16 protein-coding genes are annotated in these 19,973 nt (G+C 55.7%); 6 read left to right on the plus strand and 10 right to left on the minus strand.

Annotated features, from left to right (window positions below; all coding sequences use genetic code 11):
- Window positions 1-5 precede the first annotated feature (5 nt).
- Entirely contained in the window at window positions 6-1,055 is a 1,050-nt protein-coding gene (glnL, locus tag HFD95_RS19140; RefSeq protein WP_008926971.1) for a nitrogen regulation protein NR(II), read from the minus strand.
- A gap of 139 nt (window positions 1,056-1,194) precedes the next feature.
- Complete coding sequence (glnA, locus tag HFD95_RS19145; protein ID WP_010258434.1) at window positions 1,195-2,604, minus strand: glutamate--ammonia ligase; 1,410 nt, start codon at window positions 2,602-2,604, stop codon at window positions 1,195-1,197.
- A 438-nt stretch (window positions 2,605-3,042) separates the two neighbouring features.
- Between glnA and typA the strand changes: the two genes are divergently transcribed.
- From typA to fabY, 5 genes are all read left to right on the plus strand, one after another.
- The gene (typA, locus tag HFD95_RS19150) at window positions 3,043-4,866 is read left to right on the plus strand and encodes a ribosome-dependent GTPase TypA (protein ID WP_010258429.1); all 1,824 of its coding nucleotides are present in this window, start codon (window positions 3,043-3,045) and stop codon (window positions 4,864-4,866) included.
- Between the two features lie 210 nt (window positions 4,867-5,076).
- Complete coding sequence (gene yihX / locus HFD95_RS19155) at window positions 5,077-5,673, plus strand: glucose-1-phosphatase (RefSeq protein ID WP_010258428.1); 597 nt, start codon at window positions 5,077-5,079, stop codon at window positions 5,671-5,673.
- A gap of 3 nt (window positions 5,674-5,676) precedes the next feature.
- Entirely contained in the window at window positions 5,677-6,546 is an 870-nt protein-coding gene (locus HFD95_RS19160) for a virulence factor BrkB family protein (protein ID WP_010672108.1), read from the plus strand.
- Complete coding sequence (gene dtd / locus HFD95_RS19165; protein WP_022624890.1) at window positions 6,543-6,980, plus strand: D-aminoacyl-tRNA deacylase; 438 nt, start codon at window positions 6,543-6,545, stop codon at window positions 6,978-6,980. Before HFD95_RS19160 ends, dtd begins: the two co-directional genes overlap by 4 nt.
- A 56-nt stretch (window positions 6,981-7,036) precedes the next feature.
- Window positions 7,037-7,984: a fatty acid biosynthesis protein FabY gene (gene fabY, locus HFD95_RS19170; protein ID WP_010258423.1), complete on the plus strand. Its 948-nt coding sequence runs from the start codon at window positions 7,037-7,039 to the stop codon at window positions 7,982-7,984.
- 34 nt (window positions 7,985-8,018) lie between these two features.
- On the opposite strand, the gene HFD95_RS19175 is transcribed toward fabY, so the two are convergent.
- From HFD95_RS19175 to gmk, 7 genes are all read right to left on the minus strand, one after another.
- Window positions 8,019-9,698, minus strand: coding sequence for an AsmA family protein (locus tag HFD95_RS19175; RefSeq protein ID WP_167430621.1), 1,680 nt, complete (start codon window positions 9,696-9,698; stop codon window positions 8,019-8,021).
- 118 nt (window positions 9,699-9,816) lie between these two features.
- On the minus strand, window positions 9,817-11,190 hold the full coding sequence (locus HFD95_RS19180) for an NCS2 family protein (protein WP_010258420.1): 1,374 nt from the start codon (window positions 11,188-11,190) through the stop codon (window positions 9,817-9,819).
- 104 nt (window positions 11,191-11,294) lie between these two features.
- A complete protein-coding gene (gene recG, locus HFD95_RS19185) occupies window positions 11,295-13,373 on the minus strand; it encodes an ATP-dependent DNA helicase RecG (RefSeq protein WP_010258417.1) in 2,079 nt (692 codons plus the stop codon).
- Window positions 13,370-14,068 (minus strand): tRNA (guanosine(18)-2'-O)-methyltransferase TrmH, encoded by a 699-nt coding sequence (trmH, locus tag HFD95_RS19190; protein ID WP_010258414.1) that lies wholly within the window; start codon window positions 14,066-14,068, stop codon window positions 13,370-13,372. Before trmH ends, recG begins: the two co-directional genes overlap by 4 nt.
- 2 nt (window positions 14,069-14,070) lie before the next feature.
- Window positions 14,071-16,179 (minus strand): bifunctional GTP diphosphokinase/guanosine-3',5'-bis pyrophosphate 3'-pyrophosphohydrolase, encoded by a 2,109-nt coding sequence (spoT, locus tag HFD95_RS19195; RefSeq protein WP_010258411.1) that lies wholly within the window; start codon window positions 16,177-16,179, stop codon window positions 14,071-14,073.
- A gap of 20 nt (window positions 16,180-16,199) precedes the next feature.
- A complete protein-coding gene (rpoZ, locus tag HFD95_RS19200) occupies window positions 16,200-16,475 on the minus strand; it encodes a DNA-directed RNA polymerase subunit omega (protein WP_003851346.1) in 276 nt (91 codons plus the stop codon).
- Window positions 16,476-16,529: 54 nt separating this feature from the next.
- The gene (gmk, locus tag HFD95_RS19205) at window positions 16,530-17,153 is read right to left on the minus strand and encodes a guanylate kinase (protein ID WP_010258405.1); all 624 of its coding nucleotides are present in this window, start codon (window positions 17,151-17,153) and stop codon (window positions 16,530-16,532) included.
- Window positions 17,154-17,392: 239 nt separating this feature from the next.
- Between gmk and ligB the strand changes: the two genes are divergently transcribed.
- Complete coding sequence (ligB, locus tag HFD95_RS19210) at window positions 17,393-19,144, plus strand: NAD-dependent DNA ligase LigB (RefSeq protein WP_167430622.1); 1,752 nt, start codon at window positions 17,393-17,395, stop codon at window positions 19,142-19,144.
- Here ligB and HFD95_RS19215 read toward each other — a convergent pair.
- Window positions 19,082-19,699 (minus strand): trimeric intracellular cation channel family protein, encoded by a 618-nt coding sequence (locus HFD95_RS19215; protein ID WP_010258398.1) that lies wholly within the window; start codon window positions 19,697-19,699, stop codon window positions 19,082-19,084. The genes ligB and HFD95_RS19215 overlap by 63 nt on opposite strands.
- Window positions 19,700-19,973 lie beyond the last annotated feature (274 nt).

Below are 19,973 nucleotides of genomic sequence, written 5' to 3' on the forward strand. Positions count from 1 at the left end.
AAACCTCACTGGCGAATAGGCAGGTAAACCGAGAATTCGGTGTGTCCCGGCCAACTGTTAAATTCTATTTTTCCTGAATGTTGATCAATCAGGCTACGGGCGATGGAGAGGCCTAAACCGGTACCGCCTTCGCGTCCGCTGACCATCGGATAAAACAGCGTATCCTGCAGCTGGGCCGGAATGCCGGGGCCATCATCTTCAATATCAATACGTGCCACCAGGCGATAACGCGTGCCGTGCAGCGTCAGCTGGAAAGCCGTGCGGGTGCGGATAATAATGGTGCCGCCATCGTCGCCCAGCGCCTGAAGCGCATTGCGCACCACGTTAAGCAGCACCTGTTCAATCTGATCGGGATCGTGCGGCAGTTCCGGCAGGCTGGGATCATAATCCCGTACCAGCGAGACATTCTCCGGCAGCTCCATCGACACCAGATTGACCACCCGTTCGGCCACCTGATGAATGCTCTGCGTGATGTGCATGCCCGGCTGCTGCGGCCCCAGCAGACGATCAACCAGATTCCGCAACCGGTCGGCCTGTTCAATAATCACTTTGGTATATTCATTCAGCGAGGGATCGGGCAGGGCGCGGGATAAAAGCTGTGCCGCGCCGCGCAATCCTCCCAGCGGATTTTTAATCTCATGGGCCAGGCCGCGAACCAGATCGCGAGCGGCCACCTGCTGGGCGTGCTGTAACTGTTCCTGACTGAGACGACGCTGATTATCCATCGGCGCCATTTCCATCAGGATTAAGCCATCGGGTAACCGCTGGGCGGTCAGCGACATAATGTGCGCGCGACCATCTACCACCAGCGTGACCTCACTGTCAGTAAATCCCTGGCCAGCCTCAAGACTCTCGCGCATCACCTCGATATTCAGCGAAAAGTAGCCGGTTAATTCCGGTAACGGCGTGCCGAACAATTTGCGTGAGCTTTGCGCCAGTAATTGCTGCGCCGCCGGGTTGGCGTAATGAATAACCAGATCGTTATCCACCAACAAAATACTGTTGATTAACGCGTTGAGAATCTGCCCTGCATCGGGCAGAGAGCCAGTTGCCATACAACGTTCCTCTGCACTAAAGAGGTGCATTTTAGTCTTTAAGCCGAAAAGAGGGCGAATGAACGGTGAATTCGCGGAGAAAAAAGCCCATCCGAAGATGGGCTAAAAGTTTCCACGGCAACAAAAAACGTCTGACCAGTTAAACGCTGTAGTAGAGCTCGAACTCAACCGGGTGTGGCGTCATGCGAACGCGATCCATCTCTGCTTTACGCAGTTCGATGTAAGCATCGATCGATTCGTCAGTGAATACTCCGCCGCGGGTCAGGAACTCGCGGTCTTCGTTCAGTGCATTCAGCGCTTCTTCCAGAGAGCCTGCAACTTTTGGAATCTCAGCTTCTTCTTCCGGTGGCAGGTCATACAGGTTTTTGTCCATCGCATCGCCAGGATGGATTTTGTTGATGATGCCATCCAGGCCAGCCATCAGCAGTGCGGTGAACGCCAGGTATGGGTTAGCCGCTGGATCCGGGAAGCGCGCTTCGATACGACGCGCTTTCGGGCTGGCAACAACCGGAATACGGATTGAGGCTGAACGGTTACGGGCAGAGTAAGCCAGCATAACCGGTGCTTCGTAACCCGGGACCAGACGCTTGTAAGAGTTGGTGGTCGGGTTCGCCAGGGCGTTGATCGCTTTAGCGTGCTTGATGATACCGCCGATGTAGAACAGCGCCATTTCAGACAGGCCGCCGTACTTATCGCCGGCAAACAGGTTCTGGCCACCTTTGGAGAGTGACATATGGCAGTGCATGCCTGAACCGTTGTCGCCAAACATAGGCTTCGGCATAAAGGTCGCGGTTTTGCCGTAAGCATGCGCAACGTTGTGAACCACATATTTGTAAATCTGAATTTCGTCCGCTTTTTTGGTCATGGTATTGAAGCGGGTTGCCACTTCGTTCTGACCCGCGGTCGCCACTTCGTGGTGATGCGCTTCAACAACCAGGCCCATCTGCTCCATGGTCAGACACATGGCAGAACGGATGTCCTGTGATGAGTCAACCGGTGGAACCGGGAAGTAGCCGCCTTTCAGACCTGGACGGTGACCTTTGTTACCGCCTTCGTACTCTTTACCGGTGTTCCATGCCGCTTCGATATCGTCGATAGCAACGTGTGAACCGGACGTCGATGAGCCGAAACGGATGTCATCGAACAGGAAGAATTCTGGTTCTGGTCCAAACAGTACGGTATCAGCGATGCCGGAAGAGCGCAGGAAATCTTCAGCGCGCTTAGCGATAGAGCGTGGATCGCGGTCGTAGCCCTGCATGGTGCCTGGCTCGAGGATGTCACAACGGATGATCAGCGTAGAATCTTCGAAGAAAGGATCCATGACCGCCGTGGTGGCGTCAGGCATCAGCACCATGTCTGATTCGTTAATGCCTTTCCAGCCGCCAATAGACGAACCATCGAACATTTTGCCTTCTTCGAAGAAGTCAGCGTTAACCTGGTGAGCAGGGATCGTAACGTGCTGTTCTTTACCTTTGGTATCGGTAAAACGCAGGTCAACAAACTTAACTTCATGCTCGTTCATCATCGAGAGAACGTGTTCAGCGGACATACTCAACTCTCCTGGAAATGGTCTTTCATTATCTACATGGCGAGGAAACGTCGTTTCCGGAATACGTTGCGGGAAAACAACTCCCTGACCAACCTCTTCCGGCACGCTCTTCAACCGACATCTGTCTGGCGTTTACGCTTGATTTAGATAAAGCGAATTCTGTGCCAACTTTTTTGATGATGCTTAAATCGCCTTGTGGTGCACCTTTTTGTCATAAAGCGGCTGCACCACGATCGTTTTATTGCACCACTGTGGTGCTTAATGGTCATCTGACGGCACTATTTTGGTGCATCAGACCAACTTAGTGCATTTTCTGCACCGGTAACAGGGCAAATTGGCCTCCATGCAATAAACTTTCAGTGAAAAGTGTGATCGTGTTCAGTCTTCCGCTTAATCAGTGTACAATAACGCGCTATTTCTAATGCCTGAGGCAAAGCTGTGATCGAAAATTTGCGTAACATCGCCATCATCGCGCACGTTGACCATGGAAAGACCACCCTGGTTGACAAACTGCTGCAACAATCCGGTACTTTTGATGCCCGTACCGAAGCAACAGAGCGCGTGATGGACTCCAATGATTTGGAGAAAGAGCGTGGGATTACCATCCTCGCAAAAAACACCGCCATTAAGTGGAATGACTACCGTATCAACATCGTTGATACCCCGGGACACGCCGACTTCGGTGGTGAAGTTGAGCGCGTCATGTCCATGGTGGACTCGGTGCTGCTGGTTGTAGATGCGATGGATGGCCCTATGCCGCAAACCCGCTTCGTGACCAAAAAAGCGTTCGCGCATGGTCTGAAGCCGATTGTGGTTATCAACAAAGTAGACCGCCCTGGTGCGCGTCCGGATTGGGTTGTTGATCAGGTCTTTGACCTGTTCGTTAACCTGGATGCTACTGATGAGCAGCTCGACTTCCCTATCATTTTCGCCTCTGCGCTGAATGGTATTGCTGGTCTTGAGCACACCGACATGGCTGACGATATGACCCCGCTGTATCAGGCGATCGTCGACCACGTTGCACCTCCGCAGGTTGAGGCTGACGCCCCACTGCAGATGCAAATCTCTCAGCTGGACTACAACAACTACCTGGGCGTGATCGGCATCGGCCGTATCAAGCGCGGTAAAGTTAAGCCTAACCAGCAAGTCACTATCATCGATAGCGAAGGCAAAACCCGTAACGGTAAAGTCGGTAAAGTCCTGACTCACCTGGGTCTTGAGCGTATCGACAGCGACCTGGCAGAAGCGGGCGATATCATTGCTATCACCGGTCTGGGCGAGCTGAACATCTCTGACACCATCTGTGATCCACAGAACGTGCAGGCGCTGCCAGCACTGAGTGTCGATGAGCCAACAGTTACCATGTTCTTTAACGTCAACACCTCACCGTTCTGCGGTAAAGAAGGTAAGTACGTGACGTCACGTCAGATCCTTGAGCGTCTGAACAAAGAACTGGTTCACAACGTGGCACTGCGCGTTGAAGAAACCGAAGATGCTGACGCGTTCCGCGTATCAGGTCGTGGTGAGCTTCACCTGTCAGTTCTGATCGAAAACATGCGTCGTGAAGGTTTCGAACTGGCGGTATCCCGTCCGAAAGTTATCTTCCGCGAAATCGATGGCCGTAAACAGGAGCCATTCGAGAACGTTACGCTGGATATCGAAGAGAACAACCAGGGTTCAGTCATGCAAGCCATGGGTGAGCGTAAGGGCGATCTGAAAAACATGGATCCGGATGGCAAAGGCCGCGTACGTCTCGACTACGTGATCCCAAGCCGTGGCCTGATCGGCTTCCGTAACGAATTCATGACCATGACTTCCGGTACCGGTCTGCTCTACTCTACCTTCAGCCACTACGATGACATTCGTGCGGGCGAAGTGGGCCAGCGTCAGAACGGCGTACTGATCTCCAACGGTCAGGGTAAAGCAGTTGCGTTTGCACTGTTCAGCCTGCAGGACCGCGGTAAGCTGTTCCTGGGTCACGGTGCAGAAGTCTATGAAGGCCAGATCATCGGTATTCACAGCCGTTCTAACGACCTGACAGTTAACTGCCTGACCGGTAAGAAACTGACCAACATGCGTGCTTCAGGTACTGATGAAGCCACGACGCTGGTTCCGCCAATCAAGATGACCCTTGAGCAGGCGATCGAGTTCATCGATGATGACGAACTGGTAGAAGTTACACCACAGTCAGTGCGTATCCGTAAACGTCACCTGACTGAAAATGACCGTAAACGTGCATCACGTGGTCCTAAAGACGCATAATTGCGCCTTTAACTGATAAAGAGCCCCGCCTGCGGGGCTTTTTTTTTGCCTGAAATTCCTGCCTCTTCAGCCGGGCCAGCGATTATTTGTGGGATATGTCGCGCTTTTTACCTGCCCGCTGCCGTTTACGCTTTTCTCTCCGCGAGTGCCTGTTCAGCCTGCCCTTTTGCCGCTAGAGTGAATACTCCAGGGAACAGAAGGAGACACACCATGCTGTATATCTTTGATTTGGGCAATGTGATTATCGATATCGACTTTAACCGCGTGCTGGGTGTCTGGAGTGACCTTAGTCGTGTGCCGCTGGCCTCGCTGCAAAGCCATTTTCAGATGGATGAGGCGTTTGAACAACACGAACGTGGCGAGATCAGCGATGAAGATTTCGCGCTGGCGCTGTGTGAAAAGCTGGAAATCGCGCTGAGCTATGAACAGTTTGCCGCTGGCTGGCAGGCGGTATTCGTTGACGTGCGTCCGGAAATCCTGGCGCTGATGAACCGGCTGCGGCTGGAGGGCCATCGGGTGGTGATCCTCTCTAACACCAACAAACTGCATTGCGAATTCTGGCCAACACAGTATCCGGACGTGCAGCAGGCAGCCGACAAGCTCTATCTCTCCCAGGAGCTGGGCATGCGTAAACCGGAAGCCCGGATTTATCAGCATGTGCTGGACGCAGAAGGTGTGGCTGCCGATCAGGCGGTATTTTTTGACGATAATCCACAGAATATTGAGGCGGCCCGCGCCCTGGGTATTGAAAGTGTACTGGTTACTGACAGTAAAACGGTACCCAACTGGTTTGCAGGTCAACAGTAATTCATGATGTCACGTAAATTTCGTCCCGGGCTGCATGCGTTCTGGTTGTGGCTCAAACTGTTGTGGAAACGCATTGATGAGGATGGCATGACGACCCAGGCCGGTAATCTGGCTTATGTCTCATTGCTGGCGCTGGTGCCGCTGATTGCGGTGGTGTTTGCCCTGTTTGCGGCGTTTCCGGTCTTCTCTGATATCAGCGTGCAGTTGAAGCACTTTGTCTTTACCAATCTGATGCCGGCTGCAGGTAACACGCTGCAACGCTATCTTGAGCAGTTTGTGGCTAACGTAAACCGGATGACGGCGGTCGGAGCGGTCGGCCTGATCGTTACCGCCTTACTGCTGATGCATTCCGTCGATACCGCGTTAAACACCATCTGGCGCAGCAACAAGAAGCGGCCGATGGTCTATTCCTTTGCGGTCTACTGGATGATCCTGACACTTGGCCCGTTACTGGCCGGTGCCAGTCTGGCGATCAGCTCCTATCTGCTGTCGCTGCGCTGGATTAACGCGACAGGCGTCACCAGCCTGGTCGATCAGATGCTGCGTATTTTCCCGCTCCTGCTGTCGTGGCTCGCCTTCTGGTTGCTCTACAGCATCGTTCCTACCCAGCGAGTGCCGCCGCGCGATGCGCTGATTGGCGCGCTGGTTGCCGGTGCGCTGTTTGAGCTGGGCAAAAAGGGCTTTGCGCTCTATGTTACTATGTTCCCCTCTTATCAGCTGATCTACGGCGTACTGGCCGTGATCCCCATTCTGTTTCTCTGGGTCTACTGGACCTGGTGTATTGTGTTGTTAGGCGCGGAAATCACCGTTGCGTTAGCCGATTATCGGCAGTTAAAGCAGCAACACAAAGAGGAGCAACGCGAGGAAACATGATTGCATTGATTCAACGCGTACAGCGCGCCAGCGTCAGCGTCAATCAGGAAGTGGTCGGTGAAATTGATGCCGGTTTACTGGTTTTGCTGGGCGTGGAAAAGGGCGATGACAACGCGCGTGCGGAACGTCTCGCAGAACGCGTATTGGGCTATCGCATCTTTAGTGATGAGCAGGGCAAAATGAACCTGAGTGTTCGCCAGGCGGGCGGAAGCGTGCTGGTGGTGTCACAGTTTACGCTGGCCGCAGATACCCAAAAAGGGATGCGTCCCTCCTTTTCGGGTGGCGCCGAGCCCGCTGAAGCCGAGCGGCTGTATGAATATTTCAGCGACTGCTGTCGCAAGCAGGGCATCACCACGGCTAATGGCCGTTTTGCTGCGGATATGCAGGTCTCGCTGGTGAATGATGGTCCTGTGACGTTCTGGTTACAGGTGTGAGAACGTCAGCTGAGCGGCAGGGAACTGGCCACACATCCGAGCGGGAGAAACATTACATGTATCACCTTCGCGTGCCACAGACGGCGGAAGAGCTGGATATCTATTATCAGTTCCGCTGGGAGATGTTGCGTAAACCTCTGCGTCAGCCGCAGGGGTCGGAACGTGACGCCTGGGATGCGCTGGCGCATCATCAGATGGTGGTTGATGAGCAGGGAAATCCGGTCGCCATCGGCCGTCTCTATATTAATGCCGACAATGAGGCCGCTATCCGCTTCATGGCCGTTCATCCTTCGGTTCAGGGCAAGGGACTGGGTACCCTGGTGGCGATGACGCTGGAATCCGTGGCGCGTCAGGAAGGGGCTAAGCGGGTAACCTGCAGCGCCCGCGAAGATGCTGTCGCTTTCTTCGCTAAACTCGGCTACATCAATCAGGGCGAGATTACCGCGCCGCAGACGACGCCGGTTCGTCACTTTCTGATGATCAAACCGGTCGTCACGCTTGACGATATCCTGCATCGCGCCGACTGGTGCGGTCAGCTGCAACAGGCCTGGTATGATCATATCCCGCTCAGCGAAAAGATGGGCGTCCGTATTCTGCAGTTTACCGGGCAAAAATTTATCACCACCATGCCTGAAGCGGGCAACCAGAATCCACACCAGACGCTGTTCGCTGGCAGCCTGTTTTCGCTGGCAACGCTGACCGGCTGGGGGTTGATCTGGTTGCTGCTGCGCGAGCGTCATCTGGGTGGCACCATTATTCTGGCGGATGCGCACATTCGCTACAGTCACCCCATCAGCGGACGGCCTGGCGCGATTGCCGATCTGGGCTCATTAAGCGGCGATCTCGACCGCCTGGCGCGCGGACGTAAAGCGCGTGTGCAGCTCGAAGTTGAGCTTTTTGGCAATGATGAGTGTGGCGCGGTGTTTGAAGGGGTCTATATCGTCCTGCCCGCCGATCCTGACGGGCCGCTGGAAGAGGGGGGGTCCGGCGCGCGTATCAACTAATCATCAGGGCCGCTTCAGCGGCCCTGATCTGTTGTTAACGTACCTCGCCTGCCTGCATAGTCTGCTGCAGTTGCTGACTGTCGGTTGTCACTGACAAACTGCCATTAACCGTCGGGCGCAGCGGCTGATTTGCGGTTAATGCACCGTTCAGCTGCAGCTGCATATTACTGTCACCGGTTAACGGCAACGCGGGCCATCCCCAGTTCTGCAACACATTCACCGGTACAGCACGACCTGTCAGTTGCAGCGTCAGCGGACGGGCTGGCTGCTGGCCTACGGTGGCCGTCCCTTCGAGCAGACCCTTATTACTGAATGCACTCAGCTCCGTAACCTGAATCTGCTGCTGGTCAGCGCTCAGCGCAATCGACGGATGACGCAGGTCGGTGCGATTAAAGGTTGATTCTGCCGCGTTCAGGCTGAGTTTACCCGACCAGATCCCCCACTGATGCTGCTGCGCCAGCAGCAGGTTTTCACCGGATCCATCCAGTGAGGTCAGCTGGAAGGGAAAAGCCGGATTGATGTCGATAATCAGGTTTCGATTAGAGGTGAAGCGCGTCACCTCTACGCTATCCAGCCATGCGGGCAGTGTCGCCTGCCAGCGATCGCGCCAGTCCTGCGGCAGAGTGTATTCCAGTCCCGCCACCGCCAGGTTTTTCAGTGTCAGGCGTTTATCGCTACGCGACCAGTCACCGTCAGCCCGAATTACCCCATTTGCCCAGCGTGAACTGAACTGCGTCAGTGCCACGCCCTGCGGTGAGAAGTCCAGGTTAACGATGGGGTCATTTAGTTCGAATCCACCGTTGATAAAATTGCTGGCATTCAGCGCCAGCGAACCATCGTTACTCTGCCAGTCATCATCCTGCCAGTTAACGTTTCTCAGCGTCAGATCCAGATCCGTTACCGCCCAGTCAGGCCCCTGCAGGCGGGCATCGGTCATGTCGAGTCGCGTAATAGCAATCGAGGGGACAACCTGCAGGCTATGCAGGAAATCTTTCAGGCTGCTGGTGGTCTGCAGACGGATGTCGTTCAGGCGCAGCTGATTAATTTTCCAGTTGCCCTGGGCATCGCGCTCACCGTTGCCGGTCATGGAGCCACGCGCCAGGTCGGCACCAATATTGTCAAAGCGCATCCGACCCTGGGAGACACTGCCCTGGATCAGTACGTTTTCACCCGGCACATTATTCAGTGTCATGCTGCCTGCGCTCATCTGGAAGCGGGCATCGCGGCCCAGCATATCAAGGGCAGTGGGTTTCCACGGCAGAATGCCGCCATTAACCTGCTGAGCAAACAGCGGTAACGCGCTGTTGGGGCTGTCGATACGCATATTGTTGAGTTGCAGGCGATCGGCCTGAATCGGTAGCGCGCTGCCTGGCGCCAGATTGGCCAGATTCACTTCTCCATCTCGCAGCTCAAGGCTGCTGAAATGCAGCGGATCGCTGAACTGAATCAGTGCCAGACCGAGATCGACCCGTTTCGCCACCAGAACTGCAGGCTGTCCATCGTGACCAAAGCTGAAGTCATCCAGAATGATATGAGAGGGAGAGGAGAAATTGTGTTCAATTTTACTCAGGGAGAGATGCCATTCGGTTTTGTCACTCACCCAACGGCTAAACCAGCCTGCACCCCACTGTGTCTGCAACAGAACATAGATCACGACCAGGGTGAAAAGCAGCAGCAAAAGTAAGGTGAGGAAAAACTTTCCAATAAATTTCATAGCATCCTTCCCGAGTTAAATCCGGTGAGAGGTTGTTATGCCTGAATTACCGTTACAGCTCAACAGCCTGGATGTAAATCCGAATAATTAGCAGGCAGGCCGAAGCCTGCCTCTGGCCTTACTTCTCTGGCGGAAAAATCAGGTTGAGTACGATAGCGGTAATACCGCCCGCCGCAATACCGGAAGAGAGCAGGGTTTTCAGCCAGTCAGGCGCAAACTGCAGGATCAGCGGCTGCTGAGAAACGCCCAGGCCCACCGCCAGCGACAGCGCAATAATCATGATGGCGCGGCGGTTAAGCGGCTCGCGTGACACAATGCGGACACCCGAAGCGGCGATAGTGCCGAACATCACAATGGTGGCGCCGCCGAGTACCGGTTCAGGGATCATCTGCACCAGTCCGCTGACCGCCGGGAACAGCCCCAGCACAATCAGCATCAGCGCGACAACAAAGCCGACGTAGCGGCTGGCAACACCGGTTAACTGGATGACGCCATTGTTCTGACCGAAGCAGGAGTTCGGGAAAGTATTAAACAGCGCGGAGACAAAGGAGTTGAGGCCATTCGCCAGCACGCCGCCTTTCAGGCGTTTCATATAGAGGGGTCCGCTGACCGGCTGCTCTGACACATCCGAGGTAGCGGTGATATCGCCGATGGTCTCCAGAGAGGTCACCATAAACACCAGCATCAGCGGGATGAGCAGATTCCAGTCGAAGCCCAGCCCGTAATAGAGCGGGGTCGGCACCACGATTAGCGGCTGATCGGTGGGGATGCCGGCGGCAGGCAGCATGCCCATCGCCCAGGCCAGCAGATAGCCTACCGCCATGGCAATGACCAGGGAGGCAACGCGCAGGTAGGGGTTCTTCTGCCGGTTAAGTAGCACGATCACCAGCAGCACAGCCCCTGCCAGCATCAGATTTTTCGGCGCACCAAAAGTATGGTCGTTAATCGCGCTGAAACCGCCGCCAATGGAGGTCAGCCCCACCTGAATCAGCGACAGGCCGATAATCATCACCACGATACCGGAAACCAGCGGCGTGATGATCCGGCGCGCCAGGTGCAATACGCGTGACAGCACCATTTCGGTACAGGAGGCGACCATCAGCGTACCAAACAGCGCCGCCATCATGGTGGGCACGTCAGCGCCGCCATTTTTTAGCGCCATGCCGCCCATAATCAAGGGCGTAACGAAGTTGAAGCTGGTGCCCTGAATCGACAGCAGGCCCGAACCCACCGGTCCCCATGTTTTGATTTGCAGCAGTGATGCCACACCCGATGCAAACAGCGACATGCTGATCACGTGCCGGGTATCCTCTGCGGGCAGCCCTAACGCCTGACAAATCAGAATCGCGGGGGTAATGACCGCGACAAACATCGCCAGCAGATGCTGACCGGCGGCAAACAGCGTTTGTGGCAGGGGAGGACGATCTTCAAGACGATAAATCAGTTCGCTTTGCGTGGCGGAAGGCTGTTCTGGCTGCGGATTAGTGGACATCTTCTGTTCTTCCCAAAAAATAATGTGGCGATTGTAATCATCCGCAGGCTAAAAGCAATCGTTTGCCCGACAGGGATAAAAAAGCCGAATCAGATGGGGATCATTCAGACGTTGGTATAACGGGTGTTCTCTGGCAGCCAGCGTTCAATCAATGCGCTGGCCTGCTCGGGATAGTGCTGGTGGATGTGGCGCGCCACACGCTGAACTTCGGGCACCATCGCCGCATCGCGCAGCAGGTCGGCCACTTTAAATTCGGCATTGCCGGTCTGACGCGTGCCCAGCAGTTCACCCGGCCCGCGAATCTCCAGATCGAACTGGGCAATGACGAAGCCGTCATTGCTGTCGCGCAGCACCTGTAAACGCTTCTGCGCCGTCTTGCTCAGCGGCGCTTTGTAGAGCAGTACACAGTGTGATGCCACGGCACCACGGCCCACACGGCCCCGCAGCTGATGCAACTGCGCCAGCCCTAACCGCTCCGGGTTTTCGATGATCATCAGGCTGGCATTCGGCACGTCCACGCCAACCTCAATTACGGTCGTCGCCACCAGCAGCTGCAGTTCATTCGCTTTAAACGCCTGCATCACCGCCTGTTTTTCCGCAGGCTTCATACGGCCATGCACCAGCCCGATGTTTAAGTCGGGCAGCGCCGTTTTCAGGGATTCCCAGCTGGCTTCTGCCGCCTGTGCTTCCAGCAATTCTGACTCTTCAATCAGGGTGCAGACCCAGTAGGCCTGACGCCCTTCGCGGCAGGCATGCTCAACCCGCGCCACAATCTCATCGCGTCGGGTATCGGGGATAGCCACGGTGGTCACCGGTGTACGTCCTGGCGGCAGCTCATCGATGGTTGAGGTATCGAGATCGGCATACGCGGTCATCGCCAGGGTGCGCGGAATTGGTGTGGCGGTCATGATCAGCTGATGCGGATGGAAGCCCTGCTCCTCACCTTTCTCCCACAGCGCCAGTCGCTGGTGGACGCCGAACCGGTGCTGCTCATCAATAATGACCAGTGCCAGACCGTTGAACTGCACCTGCTCCTGAAACAGGGCATGTGTGCCCACCACCATCGCCACCTGACCGCTGGCTATCGCTTCCTGCTGTGCCTGGCGGGCTTTGCCTTTCTGTTTTCCGGCCAGCCAGCCCACTTCAATGCCCAGCGGCGCAAACCACTGGCGGAAGTTACTGGCGTGCTGTTCAGCCAGCAGTTCGGTCGGCGCCATCAGAGCAACCTGCTTACCATGTGCGATCACGTTCAGCGCAGAGAGGGCGGCGACCAGTGTCTTACCCGAGCCGACGTCACCCTGCACCAGCCGCATCATCGGAAAGTCATTTGCCAGATCTTTCTCTATCTCCGCCACCACGCGTTTCTGCGCATTGGTCGGTGAAAAGGGCAGCGCAGCCAGCAGCTGGTCGCTAAGGTTGTGCCGGGGAAGCATCGGTAAAGCGTAATAGCGCTGAGCACCGGCGCGTACCGCCAGCATGCTGAGGTTGTGCGCCAGCAGCTCTTCCAGAATCAATCTGCGTTGTGCCGGATGACGACCACTCTCCAGCTCGCTGAGTTTTAGATCGGGTGGGGGACGATGCAGCGTGCGGAGCGCATCTGGCAGGCTGATTAAACCGCCGCTCAGTTCCTGCGGCAGCAGTTCGGCAATCGGGCAGCTCTCCAGCAGCGTCAGTGCCTGATCGGTGAGATTACGCAGCGTGGCCTGCCGAATACCTTCGGTGGTGGGATAAACCGGCGTTAAGGTCTCTTCCAGCGTCACATTGCTCTGTTCGCCCTGGATCCGGTATTCGGGATGGATAATCTCAGCGCCACGCTGACCGCGTTTAATTTCACCATACGCGGTGACGCGCCGGCCCGGCGACAGGTTGTTCTTCATCCCGGCATTGAAATTAAAGAAGCGCATCGTCAGTACGCCGCTGCCATCGCTAATCTGGCACACCATCATCCGGCGGCGACCAAAGGTGATATCTGTGTGCAGCACTTCGCCTTCTACTGTGGCCCAGATACCGGGCAGCAGATCATCAATGGCATAAAGTTGGGTACGATCTTCGTAGCGTAGCGGGAGATGAAGCAGGAGATCCTGAATGGTATGCAGGTCAATTTTGGCCAGCTTTGCCGCCTGGCTGGCACCGACGCCGGTCAGGGTACTGAGCGGTATGGCATCCAGCAGACGGCCTTTCATCTTCTTTTACCGGTCGATTGCATGGTTGCCCACCAGCTGGGATCGGCGTCGACTTCGCCCTGCGCATTGATGCGCGGATAGGGTAAACCTTTCTGTTTTGCGACCCGCGCCAGTACCGGGAATCCGCCTTCGAACAACAGACGTTGCTGCTCATCTTCGTCCAGCAGGCTGTAGTCGCGCAGGTACAGACCCGCGTTCTGCCGCTGCCGCTGTGCTTCATACAGGATCAGCGCGCAGGCGACCGAGACATTCAGCGACTGCACCATACCCACCATCGGAATCACAATCTGCCGATCGGCCAGCGCCAGCGCTTCTTCGGTGATGCCGGTTTTTTCCTGGCCCATCAGGATGCAGGTCGGAAGGGTATAATCGATCTCACGGAAATCCACGGCATCGGCAGAGAGATGGGTCGCTAAAACCTGCATCTTCTGTTGTTTGAGCTTTTTTACAGCATCGCCGATGGTGGGATGGGTGACCACTTTCACCCAACTGTTGCTTCCGGCAGATGCGGAAGCCTGAGTGCGCATCCGCTGGCTCGGCCAGACGGCATGCACTTCGTGGATGCCGACGGCGTCCGCCGTGCGGATCACTGCGGAAACATTGTGCGGCTTATGCACCTGCTCCATACAGACCGTGAGATCGTGCTGGCGCAGTGCCAGCATCGCCTGAATCCGGGCAAATCGTTGATCGTTCATGCCTAATTACGGTTACGATGGACTTTAATCACATCCGGCATCACGCGAATTTTACGCATGATATTCGCCAGATGGACGCGATCACGTGCGGTCAGGCGGATAAAGGCGCTGTAAACGCGGCCATCACGCTCTTCGGTATTCAGGCTCTGAATATTGGAACCGGCCGTGTTGATTGCCGCCGTCAGGTTAGCCAGTGCGCCCTGATGGTTAAACATGTCGACTTTGATTTCCGCCACGAACTCCTGCTCGGTGACTTTATCCCACTCGACCGGCATGAATTTTTCAGGCTCTTTCTGGTAGCCGCGAATATTCCGACAGGATTCATGATGCACCACCAGCCCTTTGCCGGGACTGACATGGGCAACAATCGGGTCACCGGGAATCGGACGGCAGCATTTGGCGAAGGTAATCAACACGCCATCTGCACCTTTGATCGGCAGTTTACCGCGCTTGCTGTTGCTGCTGATGGCGTTGCTGTCAGCCTGCAACAGGTTCTTCGCCACCACGACGCTCATCGCATTGCCCAGACCGATTTCTGCCAGCAGATCGTCAAGCGAGGTCAGCTTCATACGATCCAGCTCCTGCCTGATATTCTCAGGCGGGATCTCAGCCAGTTTACGGCTGCCGCCCAGCGCATGGCTGAGCAGGCGGCGACCCAGATTGACGGAGTCTTCGCGCTTGAGGTTTTTCAGCAGCTGACGAATTTTTGCGCGGGCTTTGGAGCTGACGACAAAGTTGAGCCAGGCGGCGTTAGGACGGGCGCCTGGCGCGGTGATGATCTCAATCGTCTGACCGCTGGTCAGGGTTTGCGACAGCGGATAAGGCTGGCGGTCAACGCGTGCGCCAACGCAGGCATGGCCGATATCGGTGTGGACCGCATAAGCGAAGTCCACCGGCGTCGCACCGGTTGGCAGTTCAACAATACGGCCTTCAGGTGTAAAGACGTAGATCTCATCGGGAAAGAGATCGGACTTCACGCTTTCAATAAATTCAAACGAACTGCCCGCACTCTGTTGCAGCTCCAGCAGGCTTTGCAGCCAGCGCTGAGCACGAATCTGTGCGGTGGTGCCACTTTCGCCCGCCTGTTTATAAGCCCAGTGCGCAGCGACCCCCATTTCCGCCATCTGATCCATATCCTCGGTGCGAATCTGTACTTCGACCGGCACGCCGTGCGGACCAATCATTGAGGTATGGAGCGATTGATAGCCGTTCGCTTTGGGGATGGCGATGTAATCTTTGACGCGGCCCGGACGCGGTTTATACAAACTGTGCATCTGGCCCAGAACGCGATAGCAGGTATCCAGATCTTTCACGATGACGCGAAAGGCATAGATATCCATGATCGAGTGAAAACGCTGCTCTTTCAGCGTCATTTTGCGGTAAATCGAGTAAAGATGCTTTTCACGCCCGCTGACGCGGCAGGGAATGCCCGCTTCCTGCAAACGGCCGTCGATCTCAGAAAGAATCTTCTGGATCATCTCTTTACGATTACCGCGCGCGGCTTTCACCACCTCTTTAATGACCCGATAACGGTTCGGATAGAGGGCCTCAAAACCGAGCTCTTCCAGCTCTGTTTTAAGATGATGAATACCCAGGCGGTGCGCCAGCGGACTGTAAATCTCTAACGTTTCCAGCGCGATGCGGCGACGTTTGTCCGGGCGTAATGCGCCGAGAGTGCGCATATTGTGGGTGCGGTCAGCCAGCTTGATGAGAATGACGCGGATATCCTGCACCATCGCCATAATCATCTTGCGGAAGTTCTCTGCCTGCGCTTCTTTCTTGTCGCGGAATTTCAGCTTATCCAGCTTGGAAACGCCTTCGACCAGTTCCGCCACGCTTTTACCGAACAGTTGTTCCATGTCCTGGTAAGTGGCAGGCGTATCTTCGATCACGTCATGCAGCAGCGCGGCCATGAGAGTTTCATGGTCGAGCTTCATTTCCGCCAGAATACAGGCCACGGCAACCGGGTGGGTGATATAAGGCTCACCGCTGGAGCGTGTCTGTCCCTCGTGGGCATCACGTGCGACAAGGTAGGCTTGCTGGAGGCGCTTGATCTGCTCCTCTGGCAAGTATTTTTCAATCAGTTGATTGAGACTTTCAAACAGATACAAGGGCGACCTGCAGGTGGCTGTTAACGACGACCTTCAGCGATAGCGGTAACGGCCTGTAACTCAGCGGCTTCCTGCTCTTGCTGTTCCTGACGATCACGCACATCTAAAATCTGATTGGTGACCAAACCTTCTTCGATTTCGCGCAGGGCGATAACGGTAGGTTTATCGTTCTCTTCCGGAACCAGTGGATCTTTGCCGCCTACCTGCATCTGACGTGCACGACGTGCAGCGACCAACACCAGGTCAAAACGATTACCAACTTTTTCTACTGCGTCCTGAACGGTTACGCGTGCCATAGGTGTGCTACTCCACAGATGAAGAAATGACTGCGCATCATACTGAAACTGTATTCAGACTGCCAACAGTTTGCTGATTAAAGCATCGTGACGCGCCTTCTGACGCGCCATACGCAGACGTTCTGCGCGAATAATGGTTTTCAGATCGGACAGCGCCAGATCGAAATCATCATTCACAATTAAATAGTCATACTCGGCGTAGTGGCTCATTTCCGCTACCGCCTGAGCCATGCGACGCGTGATCACCTCTTCGCTGTCCTGGCCACGACCGCGCAGACGGCGATCGAGCTCTTCTTTCGAAGGCGGCAAAACAAAGATGCTGCGTGCGCCAGGCATTTTGGTGCGAATTTGCTGCGCACCCTGCCAGTCGATGTCGAGAAACACGTCAACGCCGGTTGCCAGCACCTGCTCAATAGCATGGCGCGAGGTACCGTAATAGTTGTCGAAAACTTTGGCATGTTCGAGGAAAGCCTCTTCCGCGATCATCTGCTCAAATTCATGCTTCTCAACAAAAAAGTAATGTTCGCCATGGGTTTCACCCGGACGCATACCGCGCGTCGTGTGCGAAACAGAGACCTGCGTATCATACAACGGCTGGGTCTTTAACAGCGCCTGAATCAGGCTGGATTTACCTGCGCCGCTGGGAGCAGAAACAATATAGAGCGTGCCTTGAGCCATGGTTTTCTTGAATTGATTAAAAGCGGAGTCGATTTCCTGCACAGTATACACAGCTTCCCGCCGCCACGCAGCGTTTGCGCAGCGGCAACACCCAACTTTTGCGCATCTTCGCGCAAATCTCTGTCGGACGACTGTAATTATCCCCTGATTGCGACGGCATTCCTTCCATAGCTGAACATCACCTCTGGCTGACGCTGAAGCACCGGTATTGAATGCTGCAAAACGTCAGGAGAGAGATCATGAAAGGATTCGGCTGGCCGCTGTTTGCGGCTGCTCTGTGGATCGTCCTATGGCCTGCGCATAGCGCCCTTTGTCCGGTCTGGACTCCCACCCGGGCGACAGAAGAGATCCGTCGTCTGCAACAGCAGCTGCAGCATTGGGATGATGCTTACTATCGTCAGGGGCAGAGTCCGGTGGCTGATGCAGATTATGACAGTCTGCAGCAGCGACTGAATCACTGGCAGCACTGCTTTAACCCTCCGCAGCCTGCTTACGTACCGCAACTGCCGGGTGAGGGTGAGCACCTGCATCCGGTCGCCCACACGGGCGTAAAAAAGATGCGCGACAAGCTGGCCCTGGCTTACTGGATGCAGGGGCGGCACGATCTCTGGGTGCAGCCGAAAGTGGATGGCATTGCCGTTTCCCTGGTTTATCGCCACGGCAGACTGGTTTCACTGTTGAGTCGTGGTGATGGATTACGCGGTGAAGAGTGGCTGGCTAAAGCCGCCTGGATCCCTGCGATTCCGCTGCAGATCGAGACCGGACTTGAAGAGGTTGTGCTGCAGGGTGAGCTGTTTCTGTCGATGACCGGTCATCAGCAGGCGGTTGATGGCGGCAGGAATGCGCGCTCACAGGTAGCAGGCGCCATGATGAGCAAGCAGCGGGTTCCTCTGCTGGACTCGCTCGATATTTTTATCTGGGCCTGGCCAGATGGCCCCGCCACGATGACGGAACGCCTTCAGCAATTCAGCCGCTGGGGACTGGGCGTTGCCGCAAAATGGAGCCACAGCGTTAAAGACGAAGAGGAGGTTGCAGCGTGGCGGGAGCGCTGGTTTTATGCTGAGCTGCCCTTTGTCACTGACGGTGTCGTCGTTCATCAGAGCCTGCGACCTGCGGGCAAAAACTGGCTGCCTGGAGAGGGAACATGGGCCGTTGCCTGGAAATATCAGCCTCCGGAAGTCAGCGCTGAAGTGCTCTCCGTCGGTTTTCCAGTCGGCCGAACCGGGAAGATAGCCGCGGTACTTAATCTGCAGCCGGTACAGCTGGATGATAAGACGGTCAGGCGGGTCAATGTTGGATCGCTGCGTCGCTGGCAGGAGAGCGATATCGTGGCGGGAGATGTCATCACACTGAGTCTGGCAGGCCAGGGCATTCCCCGGCTGGAGCGGGTGATCTGGCGCGTGGCAGAGCGGCACTATCCTCAGCCTCCCGACGCGTCGCGCTACACGCCGCTGAGTTGTTACACCTTCAGCGCTGAATGCCAGAAGCAGCTACTGGCAAAATTACGCTGGCTCAGTCAGAAAACGGTACTGAATATTCCTGGCGTTGAGCGCAGCACCTGGCTGCACTTACTGGAAACCGGCAGTATGACGCACCTGTTCGGCTGGCTGACGTTAACACCGGAACAGATCGCCGCCGCAACGGGCCTCTCTCGGGAGCGGGCGGGTCAGCTCTGGCACCGTTTTAATCTCACCCGTCAGCAGCCGCTTCGTCGCTGGGTGGATGCCTTAGGTGTTTCACTGCCGCGGAAGGCCCTCAATGCGCTGCCCGATCAGCAGTGGGAGAGCTTAACGCAGCGGGATGTCAGGGACTGGCAAGCTTTACCGGGTGTCGGTGCGGCGCTGGCAAAGCGCCTGGTTGCGCAGTTCCATGATGCCCGCCTGCAGGCGCTGATCGCTTTTCTGAGACAGCAGGGAATTCCCGCATCCTCAATGCTCGGGATGGGGATAGTTGAAAATCGGCAAACCAAGACGGAAGCGCAGCGCCAGTAAACGGGCGAAGAATCCGAACAGCAGGGTAATGATAATCACCGCTTCATGCGCCAGTGTGGTTTTCAGCAGCAGGATATACATCCAGCCAGAGGCGAAAGCGATACCGGCGTAGAGTTCCTTCTGAAACACCAGCGGAATGCGATTACAGAACATGTCACGCAGTACGCCGCCAAAGACGCCGGTAATGACCGCACTTATCGCGGCAATAATCATGGCGTGTCCTGAATCGAGCGCAACCTGCGCGCCGATAATAGAAAAGACCACCAGTCCTAACGCATCGAGCACCAGAAACACTTTGCGCAGATGCGTCATCAGAGGTGCCAGGAAAGTGGTCACTACCGCCGCTGCTGCAACAATCATGATGTATTCGGGATGTTTCACCCAGCCCAGCGGATAGTGACCCAGCAGGATGTCGCGCACCGAACCGCCACCAATGGCGGTCACGGACGCGATAATGATGACACCGAACAGATCCATTTTGCGACGCCCCGCCGCCAGCGCACCCGTCATGGCTTCAGCAGTAATACCAATAATGTAGAGAACGGTCAGTAACATAGCAGACTCCAGTAAGACGGCGGCAAGACTACGGCATTGCTTGAGAGACGGCGCCGAAGATTTTCTGGCGATCGGCGTCCGGGATGAGCGCAGTTTATACCAGCCAGCGCTGGCGTCATCATAGAAAGACTTTTTTGCGAAGGGACTGCGGCAGGTGATTGAAAAAGTTGAGAGGAAACAACGTACAAAGGGTTTGCGCGTTCCGGTGTGGGGTTTTCCCACTCAGGGCGGGCGGTGAACTGACGACGATCGCCAGATAGCCGCTGGTCGAAAA

It is taken from the genome of Pantoea sp. EKM10T (assembly GCF_011800685.1).
GTDB classification, from domain to species: Bacteria; Pseudomonadota; Gammaproteobacteria; order Enterobacterales; family Enterobacteriaceae; genus Pantoea; species Pantoea agglomerans.